The organism is Flavobacterium shii, assembly GCF_025847235.1.
Classification (GTDB): Bacteria; Bacteroidota; Bacteroidia; order Flavobacteriales; family Flavobacteriaceae; genus Flavobacterium; species Flavobacterium shii.
The window spans coordinates 66,202-79,891 of the sequence record NZ_JAOZEW010000016.1 but is presented as its reverse complement, the minus strand read 5'-3'; the positions used below and the strand labels follow the sequence as shown (position 1 = coordinate 79,891).

12 protein-coding genes are annotated in these 13,690 nt (G+C 30.7%); 10 read left to right on the top strand and 2 right to left on the bottom strand.

From position 1 onward, the window contains the following. Positions 1–43 precede the first annotated feature (43 nt). Both OIU83_RS15250 and OIU83_RS15245 read right to left on the bottom strand, forming a co-directional pair. Entirely contained in the window at positions 44–337 is a 294-nt protein-coding gene (locus OIU83_RS15250) for a cell division protein ZapA (RefSeq protein ID WP_264207125.1), read from the bottom strand. Positions 338–344: 7 nt separating this feature from the next. Beyond that, positions 345–635: a hypothetical protein gene (locus OIU83_RS15245; protein ID WP_264207124.1), complete on the bottom strand. Its 291-nt coding sequence runs from the start codon at positions 633–635 to the stop codon at positions 345–347. A gap of 175 nt (positions 636–810) precedes the next feature. On the opposite strand from OIU83_RS15245, the gene OIU83_RS15240 reads away from it, so the two are divergent. The 10 genes from OIU83_RS15240 (at position 811) to OIU83_RS15195 (ending at position 13,604) form a co-directional block, all read left to right on the top strand. Continuing rightward, on the top strand, positions 811–2,508 hold the full coding sequence (locus OIU83_RS15240; RefSeq protein WP_264207123.1) for a M23 family metallopeptidase: 1,698 nt from the start codon (positions 811–813) through the stop codon (positions 2,506–2,508). 11 nt (positions 2,509–2,519) lie between these two features. Continuing rightward, positions 2,520–4,976, top strand: coding sequence for a TonB-dependent receptor (locus OIU83_RS15235; RefSeq protein ID WP_264207122.1), 2,457 nt, complete (start codon positions 2,520–2,522; stop codon positions 4,974–4,976). A gap of 102 nt (positions 4,977–5,078) precedes the next feature. Continuing rightward, positions 5,079–5,801 (top strand): CREC-EF hand family protein, encoded by a 723-nt coding sequence (locus tag OIU83_RS15230; RefSeq protein WP_264207121.1) that lies wholly within the window; start codon positions 5,079–5,081, stop codon positions 5,799–5,801. 149 nt (positions 5,802–5,950) lie between these two features. Further along, complete coding sequence (locus OIU83_RS15225) at positions 5,951–7,159, top strand: hypothetical protein (protein WP_264207120.1); 1,209 nt, start codon at positions 5,951–5,953, stop codon at positions 7,157–7,159. 60 nt (positions 7,160–7,219) lie between these two features. Next, positions 7,220–7,579, top strand: a complete 360-nt coding sequence (locus OIU83_RS15220) for a PAAR-like protein (protein ID WP_264207119.1) — start codon at positions 7,220–7,222, stop codon at positions 7,577–7,579. A 51-nt stretch (positions 7,580–7,630) separates the two neighbouring features. Then, on the top strand, positions 7,631–8,101 hold the full coding sequence (locus OIU83_RS15215) for a DUF4280 domain-containing protein (protein WP_264207118.1): 471 nt from the start codon (positions 7,631–7,633) through the stop codon (positions 8,099–8,101). A gap of 5 nt (positions 8,102–8,106) precedes the next feature. Further along, the gene (locus tag OIU83_RS15210) at positions 8,107–10,743 is read left to right on the top strand and encodes a hypothetical protein (RefSeq protein ID WP_264207117.1); all 2,637 of its coding nucleotides are present in this window, start codon (positions 8,107–8,109) and stop codon (positions 10,741–10,743) included. A gap of 85 nt (positions 10,744–10,828) precedes the next feature. Further along, entirely contained in the window at positions 10,829–11,692 is an 864-nt protein-coding gene (locus OIU83_RS15205; protein WP_264207116.1) for a hypothetical protein, read from the top strand. 152 nt (positions 11,693–11,844) lie between these two features. Further along, positions 11,845–12,456, top strand: coding sequence for a hypothetical protein (locus tag OIU83_RS15200; protein ID WP_264207115.1), 612 nt, complete (start codon positions 11,845–11,847; stop codon positions 12,454–12,456). A gap of 284 nt (positions 12,457–12,740) precedes the next feature. After that, positions 12,741–13,604 carry a hypothetical protein gene (locus OIU83_RS15195; RefSeq protein WP_264207114.1) on the top strand — a complete coding sequence of 288 codons (864 nt, stop codon included), beginning with the start codon at positions 12,741–12,743 and terminating at the stop codon, positions 13,602–13,604. The last annotated feature ends 86 nt before the right edge of the window (positions 13,605–13,690 follow it).

Genomic DNA, 13,690 nt, shown 5'->3' with positions numbered 1-13,690 from the left:
TATGAACTAATGTAGGCAGTATCTTAGTTTCTGTAAAGAACGTTTAATTTTCGAGATATTGATCTAAAAGGCTGTTGATTCTTTTAATTCGTTCAATAGTTTCATCTCCATCAATAATTTTATCGATTTGTTTTTGCTCCACTTGCGAGGCAAATTGTAATGCACACATGGCCAAAACATCCTGTTTATCACGAACAGCGTAGTTTTCTTCGAATTGCTTTATCATCACATCAATTTTTTTTGAAGCACTTCTAAGTCCTTCTTCCTGTGATAGATCTACCGTTAATGGATAGACTCTGTCAGCGATTGATATTTTAATTTTAAGCTTTTCGTCCATGATTTTACTAGTCTGATAGTTGCGCTATACAGTGATCGATTTCGCGAATTAATGAATTTATTTTAAGCTTTGTATCTCTCTTATTATCGTTACTGCCAAGTAAAGAATTGGCGATTTTGAGTGTTTCATACTGCTTTTTAAGCCCCTCAATCTCTTCGGATTGTTGTTGTATGGTGTGTTTAGCCTCTATTAATTCTGACTTTAGTTCTTGATTGTTTTTTTCTAAACCTTTTAGCTTCGCAAAAAGTTTTTCTACTTTATATTCAAGAGTATCAATTATTTCGGCAATTACACTCATTATAAATCCTATTCATTACTTAATCATACAAAGTTAGTATTCCTTTTTATTAATGCAATATTTTATCGATTTTTTTGCATTAAAAATAGCAAATTAATGGAATTCAATGTATTGTATTTTGTAATTTTAGTAATTATTTTACTAACTTTTTTTTATCTTAGCAAAAATGTAAATCATGAGATATTCTGTACTTTTTCTGTTTTTTTGTAATTTTATTTCTGCTCAGACAGATTATCCAAAAGATTATTTTAGACCACCTCTTGATATTCCGATGCAACTTTCGGGTAATTTTGGGGAGTTGCGACCTAATCATTTTCATGCGGGTTTTGACTTAAAAACGAATCAAAGAGAAGGTTTAAATGTGTTCGCCGTTGCCGATGGATATATATCAAGAATTAAAATTTCGACTTTTGGAAATGGCAAAGCATTGTACATAACTCATGCCAATGGGTATACATCTGTTTATGGGCACTTGCAAAGTATGGTTGGTCCAATTCAGGAATATGTAAAAAAAATACATTATAAAGAGAAATCATTTGAAATCGAAATGTTTCTAAAACCTGGAGAAATGGTTGTTACCAAAGGACAATTAATTGCGTTGTCGGGCAATACAGGGTCTTCGGAAGGACCACATCTGCATTTTGAATTTAGAGATTCGAAAACAGAATTTGTTATCAATCCAATGCTTTTTGGATTTGATAAATACATGAAGGATACAAAAAAGCCTACAGTTTCTAATTTGTATGTTTATCCGCTTGACGATAAAACAACAGTTAATCAATCGAAAGTTCCTTTAATGCTTAATTTGTCATTGCAAAAAGATGGGACTTATTTATCTGATCGTGTTGCAACAAATGGAAAAGTTGGCTTTGGAATTACTGCTGTCGACTATGATGATGTCTCTTTTAATAAAAATGGAGTTTATAAAGTAGAGTCTTTTTATAATGGGAAGTCGAATTTTGGATATGAATTCAATACTTATTCTTTTGATGAAATGCGATATATAAATGCTTTTATTGATTATGCCAGATATAAAAAAACGGGGCAAAGAGTACAAAAGTTATTTATGAAAACGCCTTTTGCCTTGAGCATCATAAAAACAGATTCGATCAATGGTGTGCTTCCTGTGGTACCGAATCTAGCTTCGGCGTATCGTGTAGAAGTATCGGATTATTACGGCAATAAAAGCACGGTTAATATACCGATTCAATACGATTCATTGCCTGTAATTGTAAGTCCGGCACCCGAAGTTTCTAATTATTTGGTGAGGTATAATAAGGATGCTAATTTTTCTAAAGATAATATGTCGGTATTTTTTCCGGCAGGAACATTTTATGACGACTTTAATTTGAATTTTGATGTGAAAAATGACCGTATTTATGTTCATGATGATACTGTTCCTGTACATTCTAATTTTACAGTTACTATCGAAGATGCAAAATATCCCGAGAATCTCAAAGATAAAGTTTATATAGGCAGAATGACGGGTAAGAGTAGTAGTTATAATGCGACTTCCAGAAAGGGTAATGTTTATACTGCAAAATCAAAAATATTGGGGCAATTCGGATTAGTTTTGGATACGATTCGACCAACGATTAGAATTGCAAAACCAATTCAGGATAAATGGATTAATGATGTTAAGAAAATTCAGTTTACAATTAATGATGATTTATCTGGGATAAAATCCTATAACGGGTATTTAAACGGCAATTGGATTCTATTTGAATATGATAACAAAACAAAAAAAATTACATATGACTTTAATGACGGAATTGTTGCAGAAGGAGCTAATGATTTAAAAATAGAAGTTGTTGATAATGTGGGGAATTCTGCTATCTTTGAAACTCATTTTTTTAGAAGCCAAACTAAGTAAAAATATAACTCTTGAATAAGAACCTACTATTCGTTTTTCTTTTTTTATCTATTGGTTTTATTTCTTTTGCGCAAAATGCACGGGTGAAAGGGGTAATTCTTGATGAAATAAATCGCCCAGTTGTTGATGTAAATGTATCCTATTCGGGAAATGTAACACAATCTAATTCTAATGGTTTTTTTGAGATTTCAATTCCATCGAATAAAAAAGTGACTATCATTTTTACTCACGTTTCACAGAAAATGATGTCTATGACTGTAAGTTTAAAGCCGAATGAAATATTCGTTTTTAATCCTGTTATGAATAGTTATGCGGAGCAAATGGGAGAAATTATTGTCTCGGCAAATAAAAAAAGAGTTCAGGGAATTACAATTGTAGATCAATCGACCATAAAGAAGATTCCTGGTGCTAATGCTGGAATCGAGAATATTCTTAAAACATTACCCGGAGTAAATTCGAACAATGAACTTAGTACGCAATATGCTGTTCGTGGAGGAAATTATGATGAGAATTTAGTTTATGTAAACGAGATCGAAGTATATCGTCCTTTCTTAATTCGTTCCGGGCAACAGGAAGGATTAAGTTTTACTAATACAGATTTAGTACAAAATGTTGATTTTTCGACAGGAGGATTTCAAGCTAAATTTGGAGATAAACTTTCTTCGGTATTAGATATTACATATAGAAAACCAACTAAATTTGGAGCAGCTTTTGAAGCGAGTTTTCTTGGCGGAAGTGTTGCAGTAGATGCAGTTTCTAAGAACAAGAAATGGTCGGCAATTACAGGAGTTCGTTATCGCAATAATAGTTTGCTTGTAAATAGTCAGGATACACAAACGAATTATACACCATCGTATACAGATATTCAAACTAATATAAATTATGTAGCTTCGGCTAAATGGCAGTGGAGTTTTCTAGGTGCGATTTCTCAAAATAAATATCTTTATGAGCCATTAACCCGAGAAACAAAGTTTGGTACTGTTGATAAGCCAATGGCTTTGGCGGTGTATTATGAAGGACAGGAAAGAGATAAATATGATACTTATTTTGGGGCAATAAAAACAACATACAATGTTTCTCCAGATTTTACTTTAAAATTTATAGGTTCTATTTTTCATACACAGGAACAAGAACACTATGATATTTTGGCTCAATATCGTTTGGGTGAAGTTGATGGAGATGGTTCTGTTGTTTTGCAAGAAGTTAATTATACCAAAGGAATTGGGACACAATTAAATCATGCTCGAAATGATCTTGATGCTTTAATTGTAAATGCCGAAGTAAAAGGAATTTATAACTGGCAAGAGAATCTTCTGGAATTTGGGGTTAAATATACTCGTGAATCTATACGGGATCGTGTAGCAGAGTGGGAAATGATTGATTCGGCTGGCTTTTCGGTAAACCCACCAATTGTAAATTTACCTAAAAACAATCAGCCTTACGAACCTTATACGGGACCGTTGTTACCATATCAAAATGTGAGAGCGATAAATTTTAATACCATAAATAGATTTTCGGGTTATGCGCAATGGAGCCGAAAAGGTTATCTGGGGTCTAATGAAGTTTGGTATAATGCCGGAGCTCGTTTTCAAGACTGGAGTGTGTCGGGGGGTATTGTCGAGGGGAAAAATCAATTTGTGTTCAGTCCGCGTGCTCAATTTGCCTTAAAACCAGATTGGGATATGGACATGGTATTTAGATTATCTGGCGGGGTATATCATCAACCTCCTTTTTATAGAGAATTACGTGATCCAAGCGGAGAAGTATTGCCAAATACTAAAGCACAGCAATCCGTACATGTTGTTTTAAGTAATGACTATAATTTTAAAATGTGGAACCGACCGTTTAAACTGGTTTCGGAATTATATTATAAATCGTTGTCGGATGTAAATGTTTATACGATAGATAATGTAAGGATTCGGTATATAGCCGATAATAATGCAAAGGCTTATGCTCAAGGGCTTGATTTAAGATTAAATGGGGAGTTTGTACCAGGAACAGAATCATGGTTTAGTTTTGGGTATTTAAAAACCGAAGAAAATTATGAAGGTAAAGGATATATAGCCCGACCAACAGATCAACGATTAAAATTTGCGCTTTTGTTTCAAGATTATATGCCTAATATTCCAAGTATAAAATTATATCTAAATTTAGTTTATAATACTGGCTTGCCTGGTGGTTCACCTTCGTATGCAGATCCGTATTTATACCAGAATAGATTAAATGATTACCGTAGAGCAGATGTTGGTTTCTCTAAAGTTTTTATTGATAATAACAGAGTTTCAAAGAGTAGATTATTTAAAGACTTTAAAGAATTGTCTCTTGGATTTGAAATTTTTAACCTCTTCGATAATCAAAATGCAATCACGAATACTTGGGTTAGAGATGTATATTCTAAAAATCAATATGCAATTCCTAATTATATGACATCAAGAGTTTTTAATATAAAATTAAGTGCGAGGTTATAATAAACCACTGGAAAAGGTAGTTTAGAATGTATAAATTGATTGTAAATGAACTAACCATTTTTAAAATTGATTACATTTGAATTTATTTTTTAATGAAACAATATGAAACAAATACATATATCCATAATAAGTCTTTCGGTTTTACTTTTAGTAAGTTGTAAGAATGAAGTCGAAAAACCAAAGGTAACTTATGATGCTACTACAGCTTCAAAAGTTATAGCCAAAGTTGATTCAACTCAAGTTGCCATTGCCGATTTGCCAATTCAGATGGAAGGGACAAATTATCTTATTCACCCGGTTGGAGATGTAAGAGTGTATGAAAGAGGTACTAAAGCACGTTATGGTTCATCGAGTGTGAATGATATAAGTTTTACAATTTCGAATATTGGTGAATATGAAATTACTGGATATTTGCAAAATTTGAAATTTCAAAAAATAGACTCAGATTCTTTACGACCTTTAACAGATAAGCCTGTTTTAATCCAAACGGCAACTTATTTAAAAACTATCGCCGATAGAACTCATAATCATGTTATGGTTTATACCATGGTTGATATGGATACTAATAAAGATGGAAAATTAGATACAAGCGATATAAAAGCACTGTATTTAAGTGATATTAGTGGAGAAAGATTTACTAAAGTATCTGATGATTTTCAGGAATTAATAGACTGGAATATAATTGAATCCAAGAATCGTTTGTATTTTAGAACTATCGAGGATACGAACAAAAATGGACAGTTTGATAAAAATGATGTTTTGCATTATAACTACATCAATCTGGCTGGTAAGGATTGGAAAGTAATTAGCTATAAGCCGATTTAAGGTTTTAAATAAATTAAAAAGAGGCAGCGTTTTTAAATAAGCGCTGCCTCTTTTTTTTGGATCTAATTTAAATTTATAAGATTTTTTTGATTTAAATTTATTTATTATATAGGAAATTATTTATATTTGATAATAAATATTTTAATGAAATGGATAATTTTAAAAAATATAAAGTTCAGAGAGGCGATACAATAGAGGCTATAGCAATAAAAATTGGGATTCCTGCAGCCGAAGTGAGATCTTATCACAATCGATACTGCGAACTATGTGATTTAGTAGAGTTAGGATTACCCATTCGAAAAATTGAATATATTTTACTGCCTAATTTAGAATCATTTATAGAAACTAAACTATCGGAAAAGAATACTGTTAAAAAAGTACTGCTAGGTGCTAACAACAACTTACGTTTAACCGCAATGAATGGCCTAAAGCGTGAATATGGAACTACGATATTTTATAAAAATAATGATCAATTGATCAATAAAATTCATTTTACAGCGCAAATAGAGTTTGTAAAAAAAGAAAATGATTTTTCTATTGTAAAATTTGAAATTAACCAAGTATATGTGAATAGTAAAGAGCCAGAAATGGTAATTGAACAACTAGCCGACAAAATTTCTAAAGCATTATATCCTTTATTGATGAGTTTAAAAAGGAATGGCGAAATACGCGAGATACTTAATATTAAAGAAATACAAGAAAGATGGGAAAAACTTAAGCCTTCGATTCTTAAATTTTATAAAGGTGGTGATATAATAATAAAATTGCTTTCGTCATTTGAAAAGAGTATTGAGTCGGCTACATTATTGAGAAAAAATCTTGTAGAACACCCATTTTATAAGATTTATTTTTCACCCATATATCAAAATTACTCACCTGATTTATTATTTATAGATAATGATTTTCAGTTTAAAATATTTCAAAATGTTGATGAGTTTCAAAGTTTAACAGCCAAATTTCATGTTAACCGTAAGGGAATTATAAATTCTGATAGAAAGCCAAGTAAAGAGCTCCTGTCGCGTGAACAAGTGCTTGATGATATTAAAGGAAATAGAGAAGTTGAATTGAAAGACACTGTGTTTGAAGCAGGGAAATTAGAAGATGGAATTAGTGGTAATATGGATTTTCAATATAAACTGCATTATGATAGCAAAACCATATTTTCAATAACAGGCTTTATAAATTCAAGAAAGGATAAAGAAACTGTTTCTACTATAGAATTTGAGACTTATGAAATAGGACTAAAAAAACAAAAAATAAATATATTAAATCCCATATCAGATCAAATAGATTGGAGTTCTGAAATTATTAATGTGAAGGAAATAAAGGAACAAGGATTTTGGGATAAATTTTGGTGAAGTAGGTAGTAGCTAAATGTAATTTAAAAGAAAAACGGATTAAAAATTTTTAATTATAAAATGATGATGGATTATATAGCAGTAGAAGAAGCAAGAATACATTGTGAATATGGTAGCACAGATTCAACTTTTTTAGATTCACCCTATTATGGATGCACAATTGATGATAAAAACCCAATATTAGAAAATAATTTAAATATTGGTGATTTTGTTTTTTGTACGTTACGTAAACAAGCCTGTGTTTTTAAGGCATTGGATCAAACCTGGAGATATCCTGCAAATTTCGGGACTACAGAAGGTCATTATATTACAACAAAATCATTGTTATTCTGTAAAGAAGGAGGGATGTTATCAATTGTAGATGCAGGGCAAAACTCCTTAGGTGAAGTTGATGGAATGTTAAAAATTGTGGATTTGTAATAATCTGGATTTTAAGGACAAGTAATTATTATTAACTAAAATAATAGAAGGATGAGTCAAATACATTTAGTATGCCAGGGAGCAATTTGTAAATGCCAGTTTGGTACAGCACCCGATACGTTGAAAGTAAAAACCCAAAACAAACGTTTTATAAATGATTGGGAGGCAAAATCAAAATTAATGGCAACCCATAAAGATATAGGACAGACTTTTGAAAAAAACACTTTTGGAAGCTGTGCAAAAATGAACAACAGCTCTTGTAAACCAGTAATTACGAAGTGGGAAGATTATTATGAAAAGATAACTTTAAAAGACAATAATGGTAAACCTTTATTAGAAGATAGTAAAGCGACTTGTTCTGTAGCAGGAAGTGCTTGTATACAGATTATTAATAATGGGCAAGTATGTGAAATCACCAAGCAGAATATTAAAAATGCTAATCCTGAAATTATTAAAATAATAAACCCTGTAATGAACCTAAACATTGACGGAGTAGGGATATTACAAATACCAAATATTTAAATATTATGGGCGATAACAAATTACACATAATTCCAATATTAGAAAAAGGGCAATCTTATGATGCTTCGCTAGGAAGTATTGTTTTGCCTAAAGCAGCATTTTTTTCTGTAACAATTAAGGAATATCAAGAGGATGAAAAAAAAATAAAAGTATTAGAAGAAAAGAAGAAAGCATCAAAAGAGTTTGCTATAAAAAAGTGGGAAGAACATGCAAAAGTAGGTTGGAATAAAAAAAAATTAGAAGAAAATTACAAACATAATATACAGGATTGGGAAACATTTGATAAACAATCTCTGGCTCTTACAAAAAAATATGAAGATGTAAACTGGTGTTGGCAGTTGGTAGGTAAAAAAGTAGATTATAAGGATATTTCACATAATAAGTCTTTTGGTAAAGGAGTTTCTCAAATAAAAACTACAGGTAAACAAAGGATTGTATTTCCAGAACTCTTGGTAGGTGGAGGGCTGGCATGGCTCGAAGCATTTCATGAAAATGAAGGAGCGGTTGGGAAAATTCCTTACGGAGTATATATACAAGCAAAGGGTGTGCCCAAAATAATTCAAACAGAGTGGACAAATGTGGAGTATAAACCTATAAAAGGTAGTGTGGGGTTTATGTCAAAAGTAATATTGCATGTTTATACTGTAGCGATGTATGGGCAGGAGGTAGAAATAAAACTCATTAATAAAAATTTAATTAAGTCTAATGATGACCTACACATTTCTGGAGCTCCAGCTTTTAGGAGAGGAGTGGATATACTAAAAGTAAAGAAAAATGATATTGGTAAATTAGGAATTTCCGATTCGTTGACAAAAAGCGAACAAAACACAACAAATAATAGTGTAGAGCAAGAACAGTATACCCAAAAAATAGAAATAGAAGTGTTAATTGATGCAACATGGGAGAAAGTTGGAAAAGAGTTAAAAATTTTCCCTGTCATAAAATCAATGAAGACTGGTACTTATTTTGAAGATTTTGATACAGACTTTTTAGATGTTGAGGCTAATAGTTTGATACTAACATCTCCTATAGAAGTAAGTAACAAACCTGTGATAATCGGGGAAGTAGCAACTAATGTAGCAGCTTTTCATCCTTGCCAATATACCGAGATTACACTGGAATATGAAAAGGATGAAAAGCCTATTGAAATATTTAAAGAAAATTCTGGAGTTGGTCAAAATCCTAATATTGAAATAGGATTAATCTTAGGGTCTGTACCTAAAAAATTCAACATAAAAGTGGATGAAAAAAGTGATACTGACGAATGTCGATTTCATGGAAAAAGTAATGATCACGGAAAAAATATTTTTAAGTATGATCCATTAAAATTGCCTAAAAACATAAGTATAACTAATCATGAATCTAAAAGTATCGAAGGGACTGCTTTTTTTGATTATGATGAAAATAAATTATTTGATTATTTTTTTCTAACTGATTCTAAATTGAAGAGCTTACCTAGAATTGATATTCACTCAAATACATGCAGACATCAGCATAAAATGAATTTAGTAACTGTGCCCGATGTAAAATGGGAGGCTTACATTTTGATTATGTCCAAAACTTCAGAAAGTTTTTCTCATACAAGGATGCCTAACGATAAAGATTCTTTTGGGGATCCAATAGTTACAGATGAAAATGGCAAACCTACACGAAAAAATATATTTCAAATACATCAAAAAAAGGCAAGAGAAACCGGAGTTTCTGCTAAGAAAATGGCAAAAGACTTTACTGGAGAATTGCATATAAAAGCAAGTACAAATAATGGAGCTAATACATTTGATTATGGAGCTAATATTGAAGATAAACTAAACGAAATATTATCAAAATTGAGTAGTGTAAAAGAAATTTTAGACACAATATCCCACAGAGATGAAGCTGCAAAGGGTACTGCGCAAGGAGTAATGCAAAAAGGTACTACAGGTTCATCTCTTCCGGTTTTTATAGAGTTCAGTTTCCCTACTATACGTGTCGGTGGTGGATGGTACTGGGATTTGGACAAAAAAGATGGAAAAATAAAAACCATAGGTAATTTACAATTTGGATTTGAACCCTTAATACAAGGTAAGGGAGGAATTGATTTGGTGGCCGCCGCAGAGTATATACCAATTGTTAAACCCGTATTAGTAGCTTTAAGATATGTAAAAGTAGGTGCACAGTGGATGTGTGATAATACCCCGGTGAAAATTGATAGTGAACTTTATTTTAATTTGTATGTAAAGGGTAAAATTGATATAAGACAAACTATTGACTTTATTAATTCTAGTAATGATAAAACTGATGCTAAAATTTCACTATTAATAGGTGTTGAATTAGGATTTAAAATTAAAGCAACTATTGATAAAGTAATTTACACAAAGTCAGACAAATCGGGAGGGGAAGAAATAAGTAAAACGGGGTTTGACGGACAGCTATCAGCAGAAGCAGAATGTGGGTTTGTTGGCATAGTTACAGGAGGGCGTGATGAAAATGGAATGTATGTACAACTTAGGGCTGATTTTACAGGGATTACTTTAAAAGTCGTTGGGAAATTGACTATATATCAAAAAGGAAAGAAAGCTAAAAATTATGGATTAAATGATAAATTTGACCTAGTAGATTACCATAAAGATATTTGCAAATCAGAGAAAATGTATGTGTTTTAAAAAAATTAGTATTAGCATCTTAAGTCTATTCTTTATAAATAGCTGTGCACAGAATTCAAAAAGTAATCCTATAATTCAAAAAAAAATGGAAGAAGAAATTATTGCTTATCAAAGTAAAAAATATGATAAAATAGAAAAGTTTGACACAAGACCTCTATACATATTGCAAGTCAATAAAAATAATTGCAGGGTATTGGTATCTTGTAACGATATACCACATTGGATAACTTTTTTTGATAATACTGGAGCGAGTACACCTCTATTTATAAACGATTATATACCAAAATCAGGTAAACAAATTATAACAATACAAATATATCCTAAAGAGGGAGAAGAGTTTATAGCTGATAATGCCGATGTAGATGTAAAACTAAAATATGCCAAAGACAAAGATGATGGAGTAGATACTTATACAAATTTAGCTCATGTAGAATTACCCGAAGATGTTGGTAGTAAAAAAACACCTTATTTAGAACTAAAAATACCATTTGAAGCTTCTGTCCCATTTGATTTTAGTAGAGATTTAGAAACAGCTCAGGACTTATCCAAAGTCCCTAATATAGATGAAAAAATATTGAAAAAATATAATCAATTAAGAGATTTATTAGTAAAAGGGGATTGGTTCAATTTTATGAAAGAAATAGAAAATAGCGATTTAAAATCTTGTTCATATCTCTACGCTACAAAGCAAGAATTAATTACTGAAGACAAGGTAGAAAACATGGATATAACAAGGCTGAAATTAAATGTAATCGATAGAAAAGTAGATGCTATTAAAAATTATGAAATAGGTCTGTATGCTAATAATAAACTAGGACTTCTTAGGAATAAAAAAGATAAGACCGAAATTTTAAATGTAGAATTTAAAACTGACAAAGGGATAGATGGAGCAACGAAACCAATTATTCTCTATATGCCTGCTGGAAGCAATGAACTAAAAGTATGGTAATGTAAATATTATCAAATGTCTAAAAAAAATAAAATAGGAGAAAAAAAAGCTGTAGGATGTTATTTGACTTTTTGGTTTTTTATAGTGGCTTTACTAGGAATGCTTTTAGTGCTTTTTATCAAGATTAAATATTTTTTAAATGAACCCTAAGCATGATAATAAAGAGAATAATCTATATTATTATTTCGACACTATCTGTACTGAATAGTATTTACTTATCTAATCTTTATTTAGAAGCATTTATGTTGGATGATATGAATCAGGAGCTCAGCTCTAATTTTATATTGATCATCGTTTCACCACTTTTTATATTCATCATTATTGCAACAATTAGTTATTTTATTTACAAAATAAGAAATGTGAATTTTAATTTCAGATCGGATTTAATATTCATATTATGTGGTCCTGTTTTTTTTCTTTATAAGAGCTTACAATTTGATAATCCTAGACAATTATTGCAAGGAGTAGGATTTTTAATTGAAATTTTAAGTATTGCTTTTACGATTGGAAGAGATAAGGATAGTCTATTATTTAAACTTTTCGGGGTTGTTTTTCTTTGGGTGGTTGTAGGAACTATTTGTTTTTCACTTACAGGGATTTTTGAGCAATATTTAGGCTATAAAGATCTGAGGGATTCAAATATAAGATTATTATTTACAGCTATTTTTTATCATTTATTCAACGCTTGTTTTTTATTTTATTCCTATCTACCTAAGAGCATGACTGAAAAAGGCATTTTAAAAATGGGAGGGTACAACACATGAAAGTTAATATATATCCCGACTGCTGTGTGGGATTCCGAACTAATACCTTCAGATAAAATTTATTTAATATGAAACAATTTGTAGTTATTGCATGTTTTTGCTGTTTGTTGGGTTGTAATTAGAAGTTATTAGATAAAAAGAAGAATAAAAAGTTATAAAAATTCCTAAAAAATAAATAAATCTATTTGGGATAATTCCAAGTTACACAGGAACTGCAATTATTATGAAATTTAGAGAGGGAGAAGAAAAGAAATACTAATGATGCACTTTGACTAATGAAAAATATGATTTTAATAGGACTACTTATGTTTAATATAGCAAGTTGTCAAAAGAAAGAAAATAATAATAGCAAACATATAAAAATAAAAAAAGAGGAAAATAAAATGATGAATAAAACACAGCCGATATACGCTATAAAAGTTCATTCAATAGGAGCATTTGAGATTTTTGTTAATGGGATTTCAATTTATTCGCATAAAGATAAGGAAGCTTCAATTATTACATTACCAATTAATGGTGATATTCTATCTTCTGGAGTTCAAATGTTGCAAATAATTTTGCATTCAGCAGACAAACTTACAAAAAGTGAATTACAAAATTATTCCTTTAAAATTGTACAATATAATGGCTTTGATTCGCCAGACGTAAAGGTTGTACAAGAGTGTGTATTTAATGAAAGTTTATCTAAAGACAAATACACATATTTGCAATCTTGGACTTTTGAAGCTATTGTACCATATAAGGTCACTGGCTGGATATATTCATTTAATTTGAAGGAAGAGAATAAGGATCATTTATTAAATGAAGTCCAGCAATTTTATTTAAAAACTTGGAATTTAATAAATTCAGGCAACTACATCGAATATTATAAAATTATTGAAAGAAGACATCAGGAAAATCTAATTGCTTTTTATAATTCATCTGAAGTCAACGAAGAGCATAATGAGATAAAACAAAGAATACTCGATGCAAAAGGAAAAATGTATCCTATTGATTTTTCTAAATTCTATAGTGATGGTCGTTTAGCTGTTTTAGAGGATAAAGATGGTTTTTCACCTTTAGTTTATGAAACAGATCAATATACTGATTATTTTGGTTTTATATTTCATCGCCCAAAGCCCGGAGCTCCATTAGAAGTAATAAGATAAAATGAAGAATTAAGCTGTCTCAATTACAAGACAGCTTATTTTAACTAATAGAATTAAAGGGGATTGTTATTTTAAAATAACTGCGA